Source organism: Alistipes muris, from assembly GCF_943193205.1.
Lineage (GTDB): Bacteria > Bacteroidota > Bacteroidia > Bacteroidales > Rikenellaceae > Alistipes > Alistipes muris.
On record NZ_CALPDD010000004.1, the window covers coordinates 137,765 to 159,774 of the forward strand.

Annotated in this window: 17 protein-coding genes, 1 pseudogene and 1 riboswitch; of the genes and pseudogenes, 1 reads left to right on the top strand and 17 read right to left on the bottom strand. The window is 61.5% G+C overall.

Features of this window, described 5'->3' with window-relative positions; genetic code table 11:
- Positions 1–9 precede the first annotated feature (9 nt).
- From pyrF to nrdD, 8 genes are all read right to left on the bottom strand, one after another.
- Positions 10–720 (bottom strand): orotidine-5'-phosphate decarboxylase, encoded by a 711-nt coding sequence (gene pyrF, locus NFR47_RS03755; protein WP_251214266.1) that lies wholly within the window; start codon positions 718–720, stop codon positions 10–12.
- Positions 720–1,667 (bottom strand): dihydroorotate dehydrogenase, encoded by a 948-nt coding sequence (locus NFR47_RS03760; protein ID WP_251214247.1) that lies wholly within the window; start codon positions 1,665–1,667, stop codon positions 720–722. Before NFR47_RS03760 ends, pyrF begins: the two co-directional genes overlap by 1 nt.
- The gene (locus NFR47_RS03765) at positions 1,661–2,395 is read right to left on the bottom strand and encodes a dihydroorotate dehydrogenase electron transfer subunit (protein ID WP_338022842.1); all 735 of its coding nucleotides are present in this window, start codon (positions 2,393–2,395) and stop codon (positions 1,661–1,663) included. Before NFR47_RS03765 ends, NFR47_RS03760 begins: the two co-directional genes overlap by 7 nt.
- On the bottom strand, positions 2,395–5,577 hold the full coding sequence (gene carB / locus NFR47_RS03770; RefSeq protein ID WP_251214249.1) for a carbamoyl-phosphate synthase large subunit: 3,183 nt from the start codon (positions 5,575–5,577) through the stop codon (positions 2,395–2,397). The genes NFR47_RS03765 and carB overlap by 1 nt, the downstream gene beginning before the upstream one ends.
- Positions 5,570–6,661 (bottom strand): glutamine-hydrolyzing carbamoyl-phosphate synthase small subunit, encoded by a 1,092-nt coding sequence (gene carA, locus NFR47_RS03775; RefSeq protein ID WP_251214250.1) that lies wholly within the window; start codon positions 6,659–6,661, stop codon positions 5,570–5,572. The genes carB and carA overlap by 8 nt, the downstream gene beginning before the upstream one ends.
- Positions 6,658–7,959 carry a dihydroorotase gene (locus tag NFR47_RS03780; RefSeq protein ID WP_251214251.1) on the bottom strand — a complete coding sequence of 434 codons (1,302 nt, stop codon included), beginning with the start codon at positions 7,957–7,959 and terminating at the stop codon, positions 6,658–6,660. Before NFR47_RS03780 ends, carA begins: the two co-directional genes overlap by 4 nt.
- 267 nt (positions 7,960–8,226) lie before the next feature.
- The gene (locus tag NFR47_RS03785) at positions 8,227–8,709 is read right to left on the bottom strand and encodes a radical SAM family protein (protein WP_251214252.1); all 483 of its coding nucleotides are present in this window, start codon (positions 8,707–8,709) and stop codon (positions 8,227–8,229) included.
- Positions 8,710–8,713: 4 nt separating this feature from the next.
- On the bottom strand, positions 8,714–10,807 hold the full coding sequence (gene nrdD, locus NFR47_RS03790; protein WP_251214253.1) for an anaerobic ribonucleoside-triphosphate reductase: 2,094 nt from the start codon (positions 10,805–10,807) through the stop codon (positions 8,714–8,716).
- Positions 10,808–11,117: 310 nt separating this feature from the next.
- Positions 11,118–11,314, bottom strand: a riboswitch (cobalamin riboswitch).
- Between the two features lie 131 nt (positions 11,315–11,445).
- Here nrdD and NFR47_RS03795 point away from each other — a divergent pair.
- Positions 11,446–12,003, top strand: a complete 558-nt coding sequence (locus NFR47_RS03795; protein ID WP_251214254.1) for a GNAT family N-acetyltransferase — start codon at positions 11,446–11,448, stop codon at positions 12,001–12,003.
- Here NFR47_RS03795 and NFR47_RS03800 read toward each other — a convergent pair.
- The 9 genes and pseudogenes from NFR47_RS03800 to NFR47_RS03840 form a co-directional block, all read right to left on the bottom strand.
- The gene (locus NFR47_RS03800) at positions 11,994–13,022 is read right to left on the bottom strand and encodes a DHH family phosphoesterase (protein ID WP_251214255.1); all 1,029 of its coding nucleotides are present in this window, start codon (positions 13,020–13,022) and stop codon (positions 11,994–11,996) included. The two genes, NFR47_RS03795 and NFR47_RS03800, sit on opposite strands and share 10 nt — an antisense overlap.
- Before the next feature lie 44 nt (positions 13,023–13,066).
- Entirely contained in the window at positions 13,067–14,056 is a 990-nt protein-coding gene (locus tag NFR47_RS03805; RefSeq protein WP_251214256.1) for a S66 peptidase family protein, read from the bottom strand.
- Between the two features lie 6 nt (positions 14,057–14,062).
- Positions 14,063–15,424, bottom strand: coding sequence for an MFS transporter (locus tag NFR47_RS03810; protein ID WP_251214267.1), 1,362 nt, complete (start codon positions 15,422–15,424; stop codon positions 14,063–14,065).
- Positions 15,425–15,487: 63 nt separating this feature from the next.
- The gene (locus tag NFR47_RS03815) at positions 15,488–15,757 is read right to left on the bottom strand and encodes a hypothetical protein (RefSeq protein WP_251214257.1); all 270 of its coding nucleotides are present in this window, start codon (positions 15,755–15,757) and stop codon (positions 15,488–15,490) included.
- A 360-nt stretch (positions 15,758–16,117) separates the two neighbouring features.
- A complete protein-coding gene (locus tag NFR47_RS03820) occupies positions 16,118–16,486 on the bottom strand; it encodes a GtrA family protein (protein ID WP_251214258.1) in 369 nt (122 codons plus the stop codon).
- Positions 16,483–18,195, bottom strand: a complete 1,713-nt coding sequence (locus NFR47_RS03825; protein WP_251214259.1) for an ArnT family glycosyltransferase — start codon at positions 18,193–18,195, stop codon at positions 16,483–16,485. The genes NFR47_RS03820 and NFR47_RS03825 overlap by 4 nt, the downstream gene beginning before the upstream one ends.
- Before the next feature lie 14 nt (positions 18,196–18,209).
- Positions 18,210–20,915: an AsmA-like C-terminal region-containing protein gene (locus NFR47_RS03830; protein WP_251214260.1), complete on the bottom strand. Its 2,706-nt coding sequence runs from the start codon at positions 20,913–20,915 to the stop codon at positions 18,210–18,212.
- Between the two features lie 43 nt (positions 20,916–20,958).
- Positions 20,959–21,069: pseudogene (locus NFR47_RS03835) on the bottom strand (ORF6N domain-containing protein); the annotation flags it as partial.
- A gap of 99 nt (positions 21,070–21,168) precedes the next feature.
- Positions 21,169–21,360 (bottom strand): helix-turn-helix domain-containing protein, encoded by a 192-nt coding sequence (locus NFR47_RS03840; protein ID WP_251214261.1) that lies wholly within the window; start codon positions 21,358–21,360, stop codon positions 21,169–21,171.
- Positions 21,361–22,010 lie beyond the last annotated feature (650 nt).

Consider the following 22,010-nt stretch of genomic DNA (forward strand, 5'->3'; position numbering starts at 1 on the left):
AACTATTCATTATTCATTCGCAAGAAATTCCGCCACGCAGCGTCGGTAGGCCGCCACCGGGTCGGCCGCCGCCGTGATGGGGCGCCCCACCACGATGTAGTCCGAACCGATTTCGCGGGCCCGGGCCGGGGTGGTCACCCGCACCTGGTCGGCTACTTCGCCGTCGGCAAAGCGCACGCCCGGCGTCACGGTCAGAAATTCCGCGCCGCACGCTTCGTGGACCATTCCCGCTTCCAGCGGCGAACAGACCACGCCGTCGAGCCCCGCTTCGCGCGCGTTGCACGCATATTTCACAATCGTTTCGTTGATCGGGGCCCCAATCAGCAGTTCGCGCTGCATACGTTCCTCGCTCGTCGACGTGAGCTGCGTCACCGCTATCAGCAGCGGCCGCGTGCCGTCCTCGCGCGTCAGTCCCTCCACGGCCGCGCGCATCATCTCGATGGTCCCTGCCGCGTGGACGTTGCACATGTCCACGTCCAGCCGCGACAGCACGGCCATCGCCTTGCGTACCGTGTTGGGAATGTCGTGCAGTTTGAGGTCCAGGAATATCCGGTGGCCGCGGCGCTTGATTTCCCGCACCACGGCCGGGCCCTCGGCATAGTAGAGCTCCATGCCGATTTTCAGAAAGGGTTTTCCCGATTCGGTTGTGAAACGGTCGAGGAAACGGAATGTCTCTTCCGCCGACTTGAAGTCGCAGGCAATGATTACGTCCTTGTTCATCATACGATTCCTATTATGTCGCTCAGTTTTTCGATGCCCAGCCGCTGCATTTCGCCGGGCAGGGCTTCAATGATTTTCTTGCAGGCATAGGGGTCTGTCAGGTTCGCCGCCCCCACTTCCACGGCCGTCGCTCCGGCCATCATCATCTCGATGACGTCGCGCGCCGTCTCCACGCCGCCGCAGCCGATGACGGGGACCGCGCATGCCTTGGCCACCTGGTAGACCATCCGCACCGCCACCGGGAAGACCGCCGTCCCCGAGAATCCGCCCATCGTGTTGGCGATGACGGGTTTGCGGCGCGCCACGTCGATACGCATCCCCAGCAGCGTATTTATCAGGCACAGCCCGTCGGCTCCGGCTTCTTCGCAAGCCTTGGCTATCGCCACGATGTCCGTCACGTTGGGGCTCAGCTTGATGTAGACCGGTTTGGTCGTCACGGCCTTCACCGCCCGCGTCACCTCGGCGGCCGCTTCGGGCGAGGTGCCGAACGACATGCCCCCGTGCCGCACGTTGGGGCACGATACGTTCACTTCGATCAGCCCCACCTGCTCCTCCTTGTCGATGCGTTCGCAGCAATAGGCGTATTCTTCCACCGAGAAGCCCGAGATGTTGGCCACGAGCGGCTTATGGAAATATTCGCGCAGGCGCGGCAGTTCGCAGGCTATCACGTGGTCGATACCCGGGTTTTGCAGGCCTACGGCGTTGATCATCCCCGCACGGCATTCGGCTATGCGCGGCGTCGGGTTGCCGAAGCGGGCTTCGCGCGTGGTTCCCTTGAACGCGAACGAACCCAGGATGTTCAGGTCGTAGAATTCGCGGAACTCTTCGCCGTAGCCGAACGTCCCGCTCGCCGGAATCACCGGATTGTCCAGCCTCAACCCGCTCAGTATGACGGATGTATCCCGGTTCGATTGTGAATTGTGAATTATGGATTGTGAATTCACCATAAGATTTCATTTTTCATCAGTACCGGCCCTTCCTTGCAGATGCGCTTGTTGCCCGTCAGCGTCCTGCACGAGCAACCCATGCAGGCGCCGAATCCGCAGCCCATGCGCTCCTCGAACGACAGCTGACCGTCGCACGGGGTCGCCTGGCACAGCGCTCTCAGCATCGGCTGCGGGCCGCAGGCATAGAAATAGTCGAAATCGAGCCCCGCGAGAGCGTCGGTCACGAATCCCCTTACGCCCTCGCTCCCGTCGGCCGTCGCCACCGTCACCGCGCACCCCAGTGCCCGGAATTCTTCGGCATAGAAGACTTCCGCCGCCGTGTTGAAGCCCAGCACGACCTGCACGGGCTTGCCGGCCGCCAGAAGCACTTTGGCCAGGTTGTAGAGCGGCGGCACGCCTACCCCGCCGCCTACCAGCAGAGGCCGCCGGGCTTCGTTGTCGGTCGAGAAACCGTTGCCCAGCCCCGTCAGCAGGTCGAGCCGTTCGCCCGCCCCCATCCGGGCCATCTGGGCCGTCCCCTCGCCCACCACCTTATATATAAGGGTCAGCGTCTGCGCATCGTAGTCGCACACCGAAATCGGCCGGCGCAGGTACCTGCCCGCCAGCGCGATGTTGACGAACTGCCCCGGCCGCACGATCCAGCGCGTGTCGCCCTTGAGCCGCATCCGCCGCACCGTTGCGGTCAGCGGCACGTTCTCTTCGACGGTATAGATTCCTTGCTTGTACATCATTCGGCGTCGATTGTCGATACCCGCAGCGTGATTTCTTCCAGCACGTCCAGCAACACGGCCACCGTCTCCAGCGCCGTGAAGACCGTCACGTTGTTCTCCACGGCCGTGCGGCGGATTTCGTAGCCGTCCAGCCGTGTGTCGTGCTGGTTGATGTCGATCGTGTTGATGACGTAGCTCACATGGCCCTGCCGCAGCGCGTCGATGATTTCCGGGCTTCCCTCGCTCAGCTTGCGGCGCGTGCGGGTGCGGATGCCGTGCTCGCGCAGGTAGGCCGCGGTGCCCGTGGTCGCTTCGACGTTGAAACCGAGTTCGTAGAAACGTCTCACCAGCGGCAGCGCCGCTTCCTTGTCGCGGTCGGCGATGGTCACGAAAATCGTCCCGTAGTTCGACACGTTCATGCCCGTCGCCTGCAATGCCTTGTAGAGGGCTCGCGTCAGCTTGTCGTCGTAGCCTATCGCTTCGCCCGTCGACTTCATCTCGGGCGACAGATAGCTGTCCATCCCCCGGATTTTGGCGAACGAGAAGGCCGGAGCCTTCACATACCAGCGCTTCTTCTCCCGGCCGTAGACCTCCGTGATGCCCTGTTCGCGCAGGCTCTTGCCGAGTATGACCTGCGTGGCGATGTGGGCCATCCCGACACCTGTGGATTTCGAGAGGAACGGCACCGTGCGCGACGAACGCGGGTTCACCTCGATGACATAGACGTCTTCTTCGCCGTCCACGATGAACTGGATGTTGTACAATCCCACGATGCCGATTCGCAGACCCAGCCGCACCGTGTAGTCGATGATTTTCGCGCGCGCCTTTTCCGAGACGCTGAACGTCGGGTAGACGCTGATGGAGTCGCCCGAGTGGATGCCCGTGCGCTCCACGTGTTCCATGATGCCCGGGATGAAGACGTCGCGGCCGTCGCAGATGGCGTCCACTTCCAGCTCCTTGCCCATGATGTAGCGGTCCACCAGCACAGGCTGGTCCGTGTTCACTTCCACGGCCGTTTGCAGATAATGGCGCAGGCGCTCTTCGTTCGACACGATTTGCATCGCACGGCCGCCCAGCACGTAGCTCGGGCGAACGAGCACCGGATAGCCTATCCGCGCCGCCGCGCGCACGCCCGCTTCGATGTCGGTCACCGCTTCGGCTTCGGGCTGGGGGATGCCCAGCTCCTCCATGATTTTCTCGAAGCAGCCGCGGTCCTCGGCATTGCGTATCGCTTCGCAGTCGGTGCCGATGATGGGCACGCCGAGCGCCGCCAGCGGTTCGGCCAGGTTGATGGCCGTCTGTCCGCCCAACGACACCACAATGGCCTTGGGACGTTCCAGCCGGATGACGTTCATCACGTCCTCCACCGTCAGCGGCTCGAAGTAGAGCTTGTCGCTGGTCGTGTAGTCCGTCGACACGGTTTCCGGGTTGTTGTTGACGATGATCGCTTCGTAGCCCGCTTCGCGTATCGACCAGATGGCATGCACCGTCGAATAGTCGAATTCCACGCCCTGCCCGATTCGGATGGGCCCCGAACCCAGCACCACGATTTTCTCCTTGTCGCTGACCACCGATTCGTTTTCCTCCTCGTAGGTCGAGTAGAAATAGGGCACGTACGACGCAAATTCGCTCGCGCAGGTGTCTATCATCTTGTAGACCGGGAAAATGCCGTGCTCCTCGCGCAGGCGGAACATCTCCTGCTCCGAAAGGCCCCACAGCTGCCCGATGTATTTGTCGCTGAAACCCATGCGCTTGGCGTCGCGCAGGGTCTCCGCGTCGCGCGGATTCGCCCGCACAACGTTCTCGAACTCGACGATGTTCTTGAATTTTTCGAGGAAGAACATGTCGATTTTCGTGTTGTTGTATATCAGCACCAGGTCGATGCCGCTGCGGATGAGCTGCGCTATGGCGTACAGACGGTCGTCGGTCCCCGTGCGGATGTATTCCAGCAGGCGGTCGGTCGTCCAGCCGTCGAATTTCCTGTGGTGGATGTGGCAGACGCCCGTTTCCAGCGAGCGCACCGCCTTGAGCAGCGATTCCTCCACCGTGCGGCCCACGGCCATCACTTCGCCCGTGGCTTTCATCTGCGTCCCCAACACGTTCGACGCGTCCGAGAACTTGTCGAACGGGAAGCGGGCTATCTTGGTCACCACGTAGTCGAGCGTGGGCTCGAACGAAGCCGGGGTGTTGGCGATGCGGATTTCGTCCAGCGTCAGCCCCACCGCTATCTTGGCGCTCACCCGCGCAATCGGGTAACCCGAGGCTTTCGACGCCAGGGCCGACGAGCGCGACACGCGCGGGTTCACTTCGATCAGATAATACTCGAACGACAGCGGGTCCAGAGCGAACTGCACGTTGCAGCCCCCCTCGATTTTCAGTTCGCGGATGATTTTCAGCGCCGAATCGCGCAGCATCTGATATTCGCGGTTCGTGAGCGTCTGGCTCGGCGCCACCACAATCGAATCGCCCGTGTGCACGCCCACCGGGTCGATGTTCTCCATGTTGCAGATGGCGATAGCCGTGTCGTTGCTGTCGCGGATGACTTCGTATTCGATTTCCTTGTAGCCCTTGATGCTCTTTTCGATGAGCACCTGATGTACAGGCGAGAGGAACAGCGCGTTGCGCATCATTTCGCGCAGCTGCGCCTCGTCGTCAGCGAAGCCGCCGCCCGTACCGCCCAGCGTGAACGCCGGACGCAGCACCACGGGATAGCCTATCTTGCGCGCTATTTCGGCCGCTTCGTCGGTCGTCGTCGCCACTTCCGACGGCAGCACCGGCTCGCCCAGCGACTGGCACAGCTCCTTGAAGAGCTCGCGGTCCTCGGCCCGCTCTATCGACTCGAACGACGTGCCCAGAATCTCCACCTGGCACTCGGCCAGAATACCCTTCTTGGCCAGCTGCACCGCCAGGTTGAGCCCCGTCTGCCCGCCCAGCCCCGGCACGATGGCGTCCGGGCGCTCGTAGCGGATGATTTTGGCCACATATTCCAGCGTCAGCGGCTCCATATAGACCTTGTCGGCGATGTGGGTGTCGGTCATGATGGTCGCCGGGTTGGAGTTCACCAACACCACTTCGTAGCCCTCCTCGCGCAGCGCCAGGCACGCCTGCGTCCCCGCGTAGTCGAATTCCGCGGCCTGTCCGATGACTATCGGGCCCGAACCGATGACCAGTACCTTGCGTATGTCCTTTCTCTTAGGCATTTTTGTGCTCCTCCATCATTTTAATGAACTTGTCGAACAGATAGCTGCTGTCCTGCGGTCCCGGTGCGCTCTCGGGGTGGTACTGCACCGAGAAGACCTTTTCCTCGGGGCATTCCACCCCCTCGGCCGTGTTGTCCAGCAGATTCACGTGGGTCAGCCGCAGGGGCGTTCCCTCAAGCGATTCGATGTCGACCGCAAAGCTGTGGTTCTGGCTCGTAATTTCTATCTTGCCCGTATCCAGGCATTTCACCGGGTGGTTGCCTCCGCGGTGGCCGAATTTCATCTTGAAAGTCTTCGCGCCGTAGGCCAGCGCCACCATCTGATGGCCCATGCAGATGCCGAATATCGGCAGGCGGCCTTTCAGCGCCCGGACCTTTTCGATGACGGGCTCCACGTCCACCGGGTCGCCCGGGCCGTTCGACAGGAAGATTCCGTCGGGCCGGAACGCCAGTATCTCCTCCACCGTCGCGTCGTAGGGCACCACCGTCACGTTGCAGCCCTTGGCGTTCAGACAGCGGATGATGTTGTATTTGATGCCGCAGTCCACAGCCACCACGTCGTAGCGGTGGTTGGGCGTGCGCGAGAACCAGCGTTTCCTGCAGCTCACCCGCGCCACCATGTCGTGCGGCAGTTCGCACGCGCGCAGGCGTTCCATCGCTTCCTCGTGCGGCGTGGCGGCGTCCGTAATCATCACTTTCTGGCTCCCCTCGTCGCGGATTATCCGCGTCAGACAGCGGGTGTCGACGCCCGAGATGCCCGGAATGCCCATCTCCTCGAACACCTCGTTCAGCGTGCGCGTATAGCGGAAGTTCGACGGGATGTCGTTGTACTCGCGCACGATCAGTCCGCCGATGGTCGGGAACTTGGTTTCGTAGTCTTCTTCGGCCGTGCCGTAGTTGCCGATCAGCGGATAGGTCATCACCACCGTCTGGCCCGTGTACGAGGGGTCGGAGATGATTTCCTGGTAGCCCACCATCGAGGTGTTGAAGACGATTTCGTGAATCGCCTCCTTGTCGGCTCCGAACCCGTAGCCGTAGAATTCGCGGCCATTTTCGAGTACGATTTTCTTGGTGTAAGGTTTCATATCGTTTTGCTGTCTTTCGTTATCCCTCTCTCCGGGCTCTCCTTCCCGTCGTAAACGACGCGGCCGCCCACTACCGTCAGCACGGCGCGGCCCCGCGCCGGCCAGCCCGCAAAGGGGGTCGAACGTCCCTTGGAGCGGAACGCCGCCGGGTCTATTTCGTAAGGCGTTTCAAGGTCCAGCACCGTGAAGTCCGCCGCTTCGCCCGGCTCCAGTCCGCCCCCGAGGCCGAATATCCGGCGCGGATTCACCGCCATCAGCTCCACGAGCCGCTCCAGCCCTATCTTTCCCGGCACTACCAAATGCTCGTAGAGCACCCCGAACGCGCATTCCAGCCCCACGATGCCCATCGCGCTGCCCGCCAGGCCGCGGCTTTTCTCCTCGGCCGTGTGGGGCGCATGGTCCGTGGCTATCACTTCTATCGTCCCGTCGGCGATTCCGGCCAACAGCGCGTCGCGGTCGGCCCGGCTCCGCAGGGGCGGGTTCATCTTGAAACGGCCGTCTTCCTGCAAATCTTCGTCACACAACAGCAAGTAGTGCGGCGCCGTCTCGCAGCTCACGCGCAGCCCCCGGGCTTTCGCCTGCCGCACCAGCTCCACGCTTTCACGCGTCGATACATGGCAGACATGATACTGACAGCCCGTCTTCTCGGCCAGCATGATGTCCCGCTCCACCTGACGCCATTCGCTTTCGGAGCAGATGCCCTTGTGGCCGTGCTCGCGGCAGTAGCCGCCGTCGTGTATATAGCCCCCGTGCAGCAGGTCGTCGACCTCGCAATGGGCCACTATCGGCCGGCCCGCCGCTGCGGCCCGCCGCATCGCTTCCTCCATCAGCCCGGCCGACTGTACGCCGCGGCCGTCGTCCGAAAATCCGGCAACATGCGGTGCCAATGCCGCGAAGTCCACCAGCTCGCCGCAGCCCCGCTGTCCCATCGTAATCGACGCATAGGGCACCACCCGCACCACGGCGTCGCGCCCGATGAGGTCGGTCTGCACCCGCAGGTGTTCCGGCGTATCGGGCGCCGGGTTCAGGTTCGGCATCGCGCAGACGGTCGTGTAGCCGCCGCGCGCCGCTGCCGCCGTGCCCGTCGCGATGGTCTCCTTGTGCGGGAATCCCGGTTCGCGCAGGTGTACATGGACGTCGACCAGCCCCGGCACCACATGCCGTCCTCCGAGGTCCACCGTCCGGTCCGCCGTGGTCCCCGGCGTATCGGCCGCCATACGGCCGTCTTCCACCAGCAGCGACCCCGCCGCGAATCTTCCGCCGCGGTAGACTTGTGCGTTCACGTACCTTGTCTTCATTCCGGTCCGAGCATAAAAAAATAGGGCAACCGTGCCGGTTACCCTAATAAAACAACAATGCCGCATTCGTCGACAGACCCGAAACCCGACCGATGGTCCTGCTGCCAGAACGTGCCGATCCGAGTTATGTTGGGTTCGCGTCTCATCATGCGGTTGCATTCGGGGACAAAGGTACGACTTTAAGGACGAAACCGCAATCTTTCCGGACGAAAAATTTTCAACAATCCGTCCACATCCCCGCCTTTCTCCGGTGTCCCGGCGCCGCCCTCATAAAACCCGGCTTTTACTCGGACCGAACAGGTCCGTCCGGTCTTCCATCGTTCCGTCCGCCGCCACGCGGTAGAATCGTTGGTTGGTCGTCGGCGAGCCCAGCGGCCCCAGCGCCTCCACCCACGGACCCAGTTTGATGTAGTCGTAGGTCTCGGGCGCCACGCCTGCCGGGAGTTCCGGGCAGCCCGAGTACCACCCCACCCGCAGCTTCGGTTTCAGCCGCCGCACCGTCGCCGCCAGCCGCGCAATTTCGTGGGGCGCCCCGTCGCCGCCCATGAAACACACGCACGTCACCGCCGGCCCGTAGCGGCCGAGCAGCACCCCCAGCGCTTCGTCGTCCAGCACTTCGCCCGCATCGGCTTGCAGGTGGGGGCTGTGGCAGCCCGGACAACGGTTGGGGCACCCCGCAATATTTATCGCCAGCGTCGTTTCGCCGGGTATCTCGGCGAAAACCACATCGTAGTTACAGAACCGTACCACCCCGCTACTCCGCTTTGGCATAGAACCTCCGGGCCGCTTCCTGCTGACGCGCCACCGAGAAATTCGACACCCGCTTCATGTAGCCGATTACCCGCGTCAGGTAATCCACCCGGTCGCTGTGGCACTCGGGGCATTCCTTCAGATAGCGTTTGTCGATATGGCCGCACACGTTGCATACCGTGTTGGGGATGTTGAACGTGAAGTAATTGCACCCCTCAGCCGCCGCCACCCGCAGCAGGTGGCGGTATTGTTCCTGCGTGAGGTGTTCCTCCAGGTTCATGTGGAGCGCAGAACCGCCCGTCAGATGTTCGATGTACTTGCGGCCGTGCAGACGGAACTTGTCGATGACGTTCAGCGACGGGTCTTCCACCGCATAGAAATAGGAGTTGTAGCAGTCGCGCGGCACCGCATAGCCGTCTTCGCGGTCCCACTTGGCGTGCTTCACCCCCACGTTTTCGGCCGGAATCATTTCGCAGTTGAACATCAGCTCCTTCGAGCGGTATTTCTTGTTGTAGCGCTCCACCAGCCCCAGCACTTCCTGCACGAACGCCGCATAGCCGTCGTTGTCGTCGATGCGCAGCCCCAGGAATTCGGCCGCCTCGACCAGCCCGTTCACCCCCACGGTCAGATACTGCCGCGCAAGGTTTATGTAACCCGCATCGAAGAGCGGGAGCATCCCTTTCGATTGCAGCGCCTTGAGATTTTCGTTGTAGGCCGTCTGGACCTTGTGCACCAGGTCGACCACTTCTTCCAGGAACGTCAGGTAGTGCATCCCGTTCTTCACCGCATACTGGATGCAGCGGTTCAGGTTGATTGTCAGCACGCTTTTCGAGCCTGTCGACACACCGCCCGCACCCAGCGTGTAGCTGAATCCGTTGTCCTGTATCTCGTTTCTGAGACGGCAGCACGACGAAAGCGAATCGGCATTGTCGCTGATGTAGGTAAAGAACGAATGGCCCTCGGCATACATCTTCGCCGTGAAGTCGCCCCATTCTGCGTCCATCGCGTCGCCGTCCTTGGTCAGCAGCGCCATCGTCTCGACCGGGAACGTCAGCACGGTTTTGGTGCGTTCGCGGTTGAACCATGTCATGAATCGTTTTTGGAGCCACGAGAGCGATTCCCAATGGGGTTTCGACCCGTCCGGGAATACGAATTCGCCGAAAAGCGACTCAAAATAGTAGCGGTCGTAGTAGGCCACGTTCCAGAACACGGCCTGGAAGTTCCGCGCACCCGTGGGCTGGTTGATGGAATAAACGATTTGCTCGAAGCTGTCCGTGATGATTTTGTCGATCGTGCGCCGTTTGCGCGAGAGGTCCACCACTTCGTCGGCACGCAGATAGTAGTCTTCGCCGTATTCCTGTTCGATGAAGTAGTTCATGTACATCAGAAATTCCGGCGTTGCGCAGGCCCCCGACAGCATCGACGAGACGATGAACACCATGTTCACGAAGCCGCCGCAGAACGATTTGAGGTTCGTCGGCCGCGTCGAGTTGCCGCCCACCGTAAGCGTGCCGTTGAGCAGCCACGGGTACATCGTCACCGAAGCGCAGTAGTTGGCCATCGAGGTTTCGTCGTTCTTGTAGATGAAGTGGCTGTTCAGCAGGTGCAGATACCTGTCCGCCAGCTCCTTGCCGTACATCTCCTTGATGCGGTCGGTCAGCAGGCGGCGGTTCAGACGGATGAAGTTCTGCTTCGGCAGTTCGCCGATGAGGGTGGCGATGTTCTTGTTCTCCACATTGGCGTTGGCGTCGTATTTCGAGCCCGTCGCCGGGTTCGAGGCGTCGCAGTAGGAGGTCAGAAAATCCAGCTTCTCGCGCGTCTCGCGGTCTTCGGTGTGTTTCTGGCGATAGAGTATGTAGCTTTTCGCCACCGCAAAGTAGCGTTCGGCCATCAGCGCCGTCTCCACCTGGTTCTGTATCTCCTCCACCGACATCCCGTCCGACACCCTCACCCGGCTCAGCACCGACGTCAGGTCGTCGTCCGTGGCGTAGCCTCCCGCCGCCAGAAAGGCCTTGCTCACCGCACGTTTGATTTTCTCCACCGAAAACACTTCGCGCTTGCCGTCGCGTTTGACAATGTTGAGTTCCGAAATTCCCATATCCGTATATTTTTATTATAGTGTCATTCCAAGCCCCAGCCCCGGCCTCGCCCCGCGTCTCTGCCGAATCATCTGCAGCAAGCACCTCGCGGGCCCGGCTGGGGCGGTCGTGCCATAGGCGCGAGCCGGGCCCCGCGCAAAGTTGCTATCCCGTCATTACGAGGAGCCGCAGACAAACCGGCACTCGTAGCGCAAGCGTTTCCCGGCAGTCGCCAAGCCATCCCGTTCCACCCCAAGGGGCGAAACAGCCTTTTCAGTTTTCCGATTCTTGTTTTTTCATCGTTGGACCGCACCCTTTTTCCCGAGGGCGTCGGTCCCGTCCGGCAAGGCAGGTCTTCTGACTCGTTCCTTCTGCACGCCTTCCCGCCCGCAGGGGCAGTGGCTCAAAGATTGTGCAGGTCACGGCGGAACTCACAGCTACGGGAATAGTCCCTGATTCGCACAGGCGTTCCCTTTTGATCCCGTGCCGGCAGCCGCCGGCGGGGAACCTTGCCAGCAGCAAAAGTAGGAATTGTCCGCCGTTCCGCCAGCATCGGCGCCCGGTTTTTAATGAACAAGTTTTGAACAAACGCCCCGAAACGCCGCAGGATGCACCGCTGCAAAATTTTCGTTACCTTTGTACATAATATTTCCGCTCCATGACACACCGTTTGCAGTTTGCCGCGTTCTGTTCCCCCGCCGATTCCGGATGGGCCGAGGCCATGACCATCTACCGCGAAGCCTTCCCCCCGAGGGAGCGGCGCAGCGAGGAGGATACTGTCGCCGCGCTGACCGACCCAGCGTTCCGGGCCGAGAGCATCCGAGTGGACCGGCAGGTCGCCGGCATCCTCTTTTATTGGCTGTTCGGCGCTTCTTATTATGTCGAGTACCTCGCTGTCTCGCCTGCACTCCGGGGTCGGAACATCGGCGCCGAAGCGTTGGCGGAGTTCTGCCGCGGCAGGCGGGTCATCCTCGAAATCGAGCCGCCCGAAGAACCCCTCGCCATCCGGCGCAAGCACTTCTACGAACGCGCGGGGTTCGTCGCCAATCCCCACGCTTACATCCACCCCTCCTACGGCTGCCCCAACGAACCCCACCCGCTGGTGCTGATGAGCTTTCCCGGCCCCCTCACAAACGACGAAGCCCGCGGTTTCGCGGACTTCGTAAGAGAAAAGGTACTTCGGTATTCGCAGCTCGAACACCCCGGCTACAAGTAGCCTTCTTCGGCAAACTCGCGGACCGAACGCACGTAGCGTGCGATGGTCTCCTCCATGGTGTCGTACGATTTGCCGCCCGCCGCGTTCTTGTGGCCGCCGCCGTTGAAGTACTTGCGGGCAAAGAGGTTGACATCCACGTCGCCGCGCGAACGCAGCGACACCCGGATGAACTTGCGATGAGCAAGGAACATCGCCGACATCTTCATCTTCTTGATTGTCAGCGCGTAGTTCACAAACCCCTCGCTGTCGCCCTGCTGGAATCCGAAGCGGCGCATTTCGTGTTCCATCAGCGACATGTAAGCCACCGTCCCGTCCTCGATGAGCTGCATCTTGCGGTTGATGGCATAGCCGAACAGCCGCGCGCGGCCCTCGGTATAGGCGTTGTAGACATTGTTGTAGACCGTCGGGACGTGCACGCCCCGTTCCACCAGCGTCGCCACCGCCCGGAACAGCCCCGGCGTGAGGGACGAAAAGGCGAAGTTGCCCGTGTCGGTCATCATCCCCACATAGAGCGCTTCGGCCATCTGCTGCGTGATGGCCTCAGTCCCGAAGAGCGCTTCGATAAGCCGGTACATGATATAGCACGTGCTCGACGCTCCCGGGTAGGAGAACATCAGGTCGAAACCCTCGTCGGGCGAGAGATGGTGGTCGATCAGTATCCGCCGGGCCGAGGTGTTGGCCGACAGCATGTCGCTGAGTATTTCCAGCCGGGAAACAGCGTTGAAATCCAGGCAGAAAATCAGGTCGGCTTCCGCAAGGGCCCGCGCCGCACGGCCTTCGGTGTCGCTGCGGAACACCACCACTTCCTCGATGCCGGGCATCCAGTCCAGAAAATAGGGATATTTGTTCGGCACGATGCAGGTGGCCTCGTGTCCCAGCGCCCGCAGCGCCCCGGCCCAGGCCAGCGACGAGCCCACGGCGTCGCCGTCGGGATTGGTATGGGAGACGATCGCCGCACGCAGACCCGGCGTGGAGAGCATCTGGCGCAGGCGGTCGACTTGGTCGGTTGATAGTTTCATCGGCTCGGGTTGTTCGTTCGTCGGTGCAAAAATAGTAAAATTCCTTATTCCTCCGCGGCTTCCGCTTCAAAAACCAGGTGTCCGCCTTCGGCGTCCACGGTCAGTTCCGCACGGCGGCCCATGTAGAGCGCTTCGTTGAGGATGTCATGGCCCGCCGGGAATCCGAACAGCAGCGGAATCCCCAGCGGCCGCAGGTGCGCCGCCACCCGCTCGTAGGCGTCGGCTCCGAAGCGTTCGGCGCCCGCTATGTGGCTGAAGTCGCCCACCACCACCGCCTGTACGTTGCTCAGCGCCCCGCTCCGCAGCAGTTGCTGCATCATCCGGTCCACCCGGTAGACGTATTCGTTCACTTCCTCAAGAAACAGAATCGTCGGGCTGTCGGTCTGGAGCGCTTCGGGGGTCCCGCAGGCGGCGCACAGCACCGTCAGGTTGCCTCCCGTCAGACGGCCCCGCGCCTTGCCCGCCACGTCGAGCGGATGCGGCGCCACGTCGATGCGGCGAAGCAGTCCGAACAGGGCCCGCCGCAGCGATTCGGCTGCCAGGTCTTCTTCCTCGAACACGAACGAGCCCGGCATCGTTCCGTGTATGCTCTCCACCCCCACATGCGCCAATGCCGCGTGCAGCGTCGTCAGGTCGCTGAATCCCACCAGCCATTTCGGGTTCCAGCGCAGCTCCTGCAGCCGCAGCATCGGCAACAGCCGCACCGACCCGTAGCCGCCGCGGCACGCTATGACGGCTTTCACCGTCGGGTCCTCGATCATCGCCTGCAAGTCGGCGGCGCGCACGCTGTCGGGGGCCGCAAAGTAGCCGTCGCTCTGATCGCAGCAATGGGGCGCGAACTTCACATGCAGGCCCCACGACGCAAAGCGGCCGCGCAGCAGCGCCGTATCGGTCTTGGCCGCGAGTTTCGCCGCCGGGGTCACCAACCCCACCGTATCGCCGATGCGCAGGTAGGGCGGGCGCACGAATTCCAGCGTGTCGGCCGACGCCGTCGCGCCAAGGAGCAGGCAGATTATCGTAAGCAGTCGTTTCATCGTTCGTTATCGTTTGCGGCGGACCAGGCTTTCGGGCAGCGGCAGCCGCAGTCGCAGAAAGCTCACCGCCGAACCTGCCAGCGCAGCCGCAGCGGCCACGGCCAGCGCCGCACGGGTGCTTCGGTCCGGCACCGCATGGAACAGCAGTGCCATCAGCGCCGCGCCCGTCGTCTGTCCCGTCAGCCGGGCCGTTGCCAGCATCCCGCTCGCCGAACCGCTCCGCTCGGGCGGGGCCGAGGCTATCAGCATACTGTTGTTGGGCGATTGGAAAAGCGCAAAGCCCGCCCCGCCCAAAGCCAGCCGCCATACGATGTCGGCCGCCGAGGGTTCCGCAGGCAGCCACGCCAGCGCTGCCAGTCCCGCGGCCATCGCCGCAAGACCCGTGCCGCCCAGCGCTCCCGGGTGCAGCCGCCCCACCAGCATCCCCGCCGCCGGAGCCACCGCCACAATAACTGCGGGCCACGCCGTCAGCAGCAGTCCTGCCGTCACTTCGTCGTAGCCCAGCGTGTGTTGCAGATAGAACGGCAGCGCCACCATCGAAAGCATCTGGGCCAGATAGGAGCAGACCGACGTAAGCACCGACACCGAGAAGACCGGAATCCGCAGCAGGTCGAGCGGCAGCAGCGGATGCGTCTCGCGCAGCTGGCTCCGCACGAACCACCCGCCCGCCGCCAGGAGGACGACCGCTCCGGCCAGCAATATCCGGCCGTCCCAGCCGTGGGAAAGGCCTTCGACCGAAGCCATCAGCAGTCCGAACGTCAGCGCGTTGAGCGCCACGTCGCGCCACCGGGGTGTGCGGCTGTCGGATTGTACGGGATTGGGCGGCAGAAACCGCGCGCTGAGCCACAGCGCCGCCGCACCCACCGGAATATTGACCGCAAAGAGCCATTGCCACGGCCCCGCCGAAAGGATGGCGGCCGCCACGGCAGGCCCCGCCACCGACGACACGGCTACTACCGTGGCATTGATTCCCATCCCGCGCCCGAGCTGGGCCCGCGGGTAGATGAAGCGTATCAGCGTCGTGTTGACCGACGTCACGGCCGCCGCCCCGAAGCCCTGGAGCACCCGGACCAGCACCAGCGTCGCGAACGACCCGGCCAGCGCACAGCCCGCCGAAGCCAGCGTGAACAGCGCCAGGCCGCCCACATAAATCTTACGGTAACCCAGCGTCTCGCCCAGCGCAGCCAGCGGCAGCACGCTCACCATGATGGCCAGCTGGTAGGCGTTGACAATCCATATCGAATCGGCCGACGACACCGCCAGCTCCGCCCCCAGCGTCGGCAGCGCCACATTGGCTATCGCGCTGTCCAGCACCGAGAGCCCCACGCCGAACGCCACGGCCAGCACGGCACCCAGCCGGCGCGGCATGGGCAGCCCGTCGCCGGGTGCAGTATGTAGGGAAGTCGTGTTCATCAATTCCGTCCGCCGGGGTCAAGCTCTGCGGCGGGTCTGCAAACTTACGCCATAAAATCCGAAGATGAAAGGCCCGGGGCCGGAAATCGCCTGCGCCCCTTGCGCTTTCATCCTCGGCAAACAGCCCCGCAGATGCTGGACGCAGCGCACGGGGAAACCGTTTGCCCGGTTATTGTTGTTCAGCGGGTTCACGTTGCCCGTGTCGAAGTTCAGACTGCCCGCGTTGAGGTTGCCTGCCAGATAGGACGACGATGACCAGCACCAGCCGCCCGCGCCGACACTCGTCAAGGCTCCCGTCGTAACGTGACGGTAGCCCGCAGCAGGCAGTCGAAGCAGTCGCTGGAATGAATGACAGAAAAAATGAATAATGAATAGTTAATAGGGAATAATTATCCGAAATTCGGAAAAACAATTATTCACTATTCATTGTTAATTATTCATTAACCCAAGTTTTCCGCCAGACTGGAATGAATAACTGACGGCGTATTGAAACGTTTTAACAGGCTGTTAAAACGTTTTAGCGTTCAGCGAAACGCCGCCAGCGGACTGCTGAATCTACGGGCCGCGCTGACGAAAACCGTGGCCTTCGTCATTCCGGGCCGGGGGCTGTTATGGCGTCGGAACCTGCGGCGGTGTGCCGCAGGTCCGTCAGAAATTGAAAAAGTAATTCATGAAGAAGTTCCAGAACGTCACCACGCCCGTGGCTAAAAGTTTGGCCGCATAGAAGTTCGCCCGGAACTTGTGGTGCAGCAACCAAATCGTCGCCGTGTTGATGACCAACCCCAGCAACGCGATGCCCAGGAAGCGCAGATACTGCCCCGCGATGTCGGGGTCTTCGTTGTGGAACGTCCACACGCGGTTGAGCAGGTAGTTGGTCGTCGCGGCGCACAGAAAGCCCACCGAATTGGCCGCATACTTGTTCACGCGCAGCCATTCCTTGCACGCGTAGGTCACCCCGAAGTCCACGAAGACCCCCGAGCCGCCTACGACGCAGAATTTGATGAATTGCAGAATCATGGTTTCAAGACCTCCGTCCGGAGCGGTTTTCCGTTGAACCAATGGGTGCGGCCCTCGCGGCGCAGGGCGAATCCGGCGGCATACTCTTTTCCGGCCAGCCGTTCCGGTACCCGCAGCATCGCTTCAGCCTCCGTTTCCGAGCGGGCCGGAATCGTACAGCGCACTCCCGTCGGGATTTCCTCCACCTCGAAACGGCCGTGCTTCCAAACCATGACCAGCTCCGTCTCCCCGCCGATTTCCACCTCGTAGTCATACGGATTCGCCAGCCGCACCCGCATGCGCAGTTCCTGCCCGGGCACCACCTGCTCCGGCAGCCCCGCAAACGCAGCGTCGACCAGCCGCACGGGGCGGAAATCGGGGTCGACCAGCCACGTGAATCCCCGGCCGTTGGCCAGCGCGATGCTCTGCGTCCGGAAAAGCGTGTCGCCCGGTTCGCGACGCGGCGTCTCGACCAGCACTTCACGCCCGGCAAACCGCGAATCGTCGTCCCGGAACTGCCATTGGTGGGTCCTGTAACCGATATTGGGCTGGCAGTAGGCTTCGCCGCCCGTATAGAAGCGGTACTTGGCCGCCATGGCATAGCTCCCTCTGAAAATGACCGGGCGGCCGGCGGCTTCGCGGGCAATGGCTCCGTAGCTCGCCTTGTTGTCGAAGACCTCGAACCGGATGCCCAGCGGGTTGAACATCATTTCGATGCGGACCAGAGCCATCAGCGCCACCACAACCCACCCGGCGCGCATCACGTAGCGCCGCGTGCGGGGATGACGGCGCGCATAGTCGAACAGCACGCAGACCAGCCCGAGCGCCGCGACGATGACCCACTGCGGCTGCACATAGCCGCGGAACGCCGACAGCAGGAAGAACCCGACAAAGGCGGCCGGGAAGCATTTCAGCGCACGCCGCACCGCGTCCTCGGGCCGGGCGGCCCGCCACGCCTTGATGTAAAGCGGCAGATACAGCGGATTGAAAACCACCAGCATGTTGGCCACGAAATCGGTCACGTAGCTCAGCCGGAACTGCGCATTGCGCCCCGAAAGGTGGTAGGCGAACGAAGCCCAGTCGTGGTGATATTGCCACAGGAAATGGGGCACAAGCAGCAACAGCGCCACCGCCCCGCCCGCATAGAGCCCCGGACGGCGCAGCAGCCGCGGATTGGCCGCCAGCGCAAAAAGCACCACCAATGCCCCGTGATACTTGCTGTAAGCCATGGCCGCCATGGCCAGCCCCAGCCAAAGCCAGGCGCCGCGGCGCCGTTCGGCGAACCGTCCGAGCGCCAGCAGAAACAGCGTCGCAGTCATCATCAGCGGACCGTCGGGCACCGCGATGAATCCGTAGAGCTGCAACATCAGCGTCGCGGCCGAAAGCATCGCGAAAAGTTCTCCGTCGCGCCGCACCGCATCGGCAGGCCGTATCAGCCGCCACAATAGGTAGAGGTAGAGGGGCTGCAGCAGTGTGAAGAAGAAGCGCACGCCCAATTCGGTTCCGGGCCAAACGTGCTGCCCCAGCCACACCAGCAGGGCCGTCATCGGCGGATGGTCGAAGTAACCCCAGGCCAGGTGCTCGGCGAACATCCAGTAGTAGGCTTCGTCGTTGGCAAGCTCCGCCGTCGCGGCCAGCACGATGTTGCACACCCACCAGACGCCCAACCACAGCAGCACCGCCCCGTCGGCCCCCAGCGACCGGTAGTTTTTCACAAGCGCGTTCTTCATTCCAGGAATCAAAACTACTCGCCCTGGGCCGAGAGTTTGGCAATCTGTTTTTCCGCTTCGGCGGCAAGGTTCGCGGCCTGCTTCTCGGCCTCGGCAACCAGTTTGTCCCCGGCCTTTTCGGCCGCGAATTTGGCCAAAGTGCCTTTCTTGGCGGCTTCGTCCACAAGTTTGGTCCGCTGAACCTGCGCGGCCGCTACGAGTTTTTCACCCGCCCGCTTGGCTTCGTCGCGCAGTTTGGCCGCCTGCTTCTCGACCTCGGCACGCAGATTCTCTTTCTGCTTCTCCACTTCGGCCGCAAGCGATTCGCTGCCCGTAAGTTTCTGAATCTGTTCGTCGACCACTTTCTTGACGGCCTGTTCGGCAGCTTCGCGGACGCCCAGCGTAATCTTGGGTGCGGTGAACGTTCCGCCGATCTTCACGTTGAGCGTCTCCAGCACGCCGCCTGTCGCCGACGCGGGCATCGAAACCTTAGCCACATAGTCGATGGTCTGGTCCAACCCCGTCGAACCCGACAGATTCACGTTGGTTCCGGCAAGTTTCAAGTCGAAAGGCTGCGTCGTGACACGGCCGTTCTTGATGGCGAAACGAATCGCCACGTCCTTGGCTTCAATCTTGCGCAACTTGTCGTTGTTCAGCGCCTTGGCCAGCGCGTCGAACGCTTCGATGTTCTGAACACGGATATTTTCCGATTTGATTTCGCCCGTTGCGTTGACCGACTGCAAATCGGGCGACATCGTGGAATCGAGCGCCGCGGTCATGTCGAGCGACAGCGAGTAGTCGCCGCCCGTCTTGGCGAACACCGGCACCAGTTTCTGCACCATTTCGAGTTCGTCGAACGTCTGCGAGAACGACGCTCCGGCCAACGACAGCCCCAGCCGCAGCGACGGACGCGACGGGTCGGCCGCGGTCGAATAGCGGCCCGACGCCGAAGCCTTGCCGCCGAAAAGCTGCAGCGCCAGCTTGTCGAGCGACAGCGCACCCCCGGCCACCCGCATTTCGCCCGTGAGGGCCGAAACGGTCATCTTGTTGAAGAGGATTTTCTGCAATTCGGTATTGAGCGAGAGGTCCAGGTTCTTGGGCACCACCAGCACCTGCATCGGTTCGGCGGGCTGCTCCTCAACAGCCGCAGGCTCTTCCGACGCGGGAAGCGCCGCCATGATTTCGTTCAGATCGAGCAACCCGGAACGTACATAGAGCCGCCCGGCCAGCTTGTCGCCCCGGAGCAGATAGCCCAGATAACCCGTAAGCTGGCCCTTGGCCGACAGGTCGCTCCGCCCTACCGTCACCCCGAAGTCGCCGAGGGTCATGGCCTTGGGCGTAATGGTCGCGGCGGCGCGGCGGATATGCACCGCAGGGAGTTTGGGCACCGTCAGCCCCAGCTGTTCGATGACGAACGTTCCCGAAGCGGCCATCTGTTCGTAACGCTTCTTCTCGATGTCGGACATGCGGCCCGACACCTTCAGGTCGGCCGTGATGACGCCCCCGAGGTCGATTTGCTTGTCGAGCGGATAAACCTCGCGAACGGCCCCCAGGTCCACCTTGCCAGCCACCGAAGCCCGGAAAGCGGGGTCGCTGACGAGGTTGGTGGCGTGGAACGTCGCGGCGAGCGAATTGCCCGCCATCTTGAGCGAAAACTTCGAGAGGTCGACGACCGTCTTGTTCATCGTACCGCCGGGATTGGAAATCCCTGCCGCAAGCTGAATGTCGGTGACGGCCTTGGGCAACGACGAATATTGGAAACTGCCGTTGCTGACCGTGGCCTTGGCCGCAAAGGCGGGGAGCACCGAACCGTGTATTTCGCCCTTGGCCCACACGTCGAGCGCCAATTCGCCCGAGGCCGAGAGATTGCGGAAATCCTTGGTATAGAAAGCCGGAATCAGCGACAGCACGTCCTTGAACAGCACCTTGCCGCATCCGGCCGTCAGGTCCATCGCAACGGCGCCGCTCTCCTTGAGGTGCACCCACCCATCGAGCGACAGGGCGATGGCGTTAAGCCGGAACGTATTGTCCGTAAATGTGAAACGGTTGTTCTTGAGGTCGGCGGCAATCGTAGCATCGAGTTCGGCTTCGGCGCCGCTCAGCAGGGGAATCCCGCCCGAGACGAAACGCATCTGCCGGGCATCGAGCCGCAGCGCGAGGTCGGTCCGCTCGGCCGACATGTCGCCCCGCAGCCGCAGCGACAGAGGAGCAGTGGAAAAGGCCATGCGGGTGGAATCGTCCTCGTAACGAACCGACGCATCGGAAATCCGGAAATCGCGCAACTGCAACCGGAACGACGACGATTCGGACTGCTCCTCGGTCTCCTCGTCGGGCTCTTCGTCCGTGGGCTTCATGACGTCCCAGTTCACAGCTCCGTCGGCCAGTTTGTGAGCGTGCAGCGCAGGGGCCGCAAGGATGACTTTGGAGACCTCGAACCCCTCGTCGCCAAAGAACGACAGCAGGTCGACGACCACCGAAATACGCCGTGCGGCAACGATGGTGTCGCCCTCGAAACGCTCCGTACCCACGAGGGTCAGCCCCTTGAGCTCGACCGACGCATGGGGGAAATGGCGCAGCAGACTGATGTTCAGCTTCTCGAAATCGAGTTTTGCCGTCAGCATGGCGTTGGCCTCGCGCTTGACGATTTCGGCCACTTTGCCCCGCAGCGCCATCGGAGCCACAATGATGACCGCCAACAATACGGCCGCGACAATGGCCGCAATCCTGAAAGACTTCTTCATGTTCGGATTATGATTCTGAGGGGCAAAGATAATTAAAATTAAAGATATTGGCGGTCGTTACGCCGTACAATTGTGCGAGGTCGCGGTCGAGCATGACGCACTGGCCGCGGATTTCATAGATTTTGTTTTGGATGGCGGCAAGTTGGGGGTTCATTGTGCTGGGGCGGAACACGGTTGACAACATCAAATAGAATAAAAAAGGCGGAAAGAAATCAGTTTCTTTCCGCCCCGGAAGTTGCGTCTTCTCTTTTATTTATTGTTTATTTTTCGGATAATCCGTTTCTTTGAAAAATTCGTGCAACGAAATATTATAATACTCACAAAACAAAGACAAGGTTTCCAAAGATGGAAACTTCTGCTGGTTCTCGTAATGCGAAATATGCAGGCGTGTATTCTCGATCAGATATTCCTGTGTGTGGTTATGCTGTTCTCGAATCTCTCGCATTCGTCGAGCTATCCAAGCCCTTAATATATTGTCTTTGCGTTGCAGAGATTTTATTTTTTAGACAAAAGAAAGGGCAAAACAGTAAATTTAATCTGCACGATAGTGCTTGTTTGAATAATTTTACATATCTTTGCTCCATGACAAATTCAATAAATGCAGAAATAATGCTAAATTTGCGAGAGAATAGTTCGGCTTAGCCGACGGACATAACGACATAAAGGGTAAACAACTCTTTATACCCTCGTGAACTTGGGACCCTCGAAAGAGGTTGTTAGCGCGGTATAATGGTTGTCAGTCCTTGTTATGTCCCGCTTATTCTATGGCGGGACACGACAGGGGCGCAGGACAGCTTCCGCGCAAAGGTTCCCAAGACCAACGAGGGGTAGCTGACACCGCGCCCTTTTTTGTTTTCGTGGGCGGGTGTTCAACACAAGCTAATTGCGGCTGCAGCATATTGTGGAATAAATTTAAGGGCGGCCGGGACCGTCGCACCCCGCCCTGGTTTTTTTAAGACTGCCTGCCGAATAACTGATAATATATAGTCTGCGCAGAATTCCTGCGTTCCTGCGTAAGACTTGCCCCACGACCGCCGGGTTTCGGGTGCGGAGAAACGGAGCCCCGGAGGTTGAGTTGCGTCACATCCCAGCAAC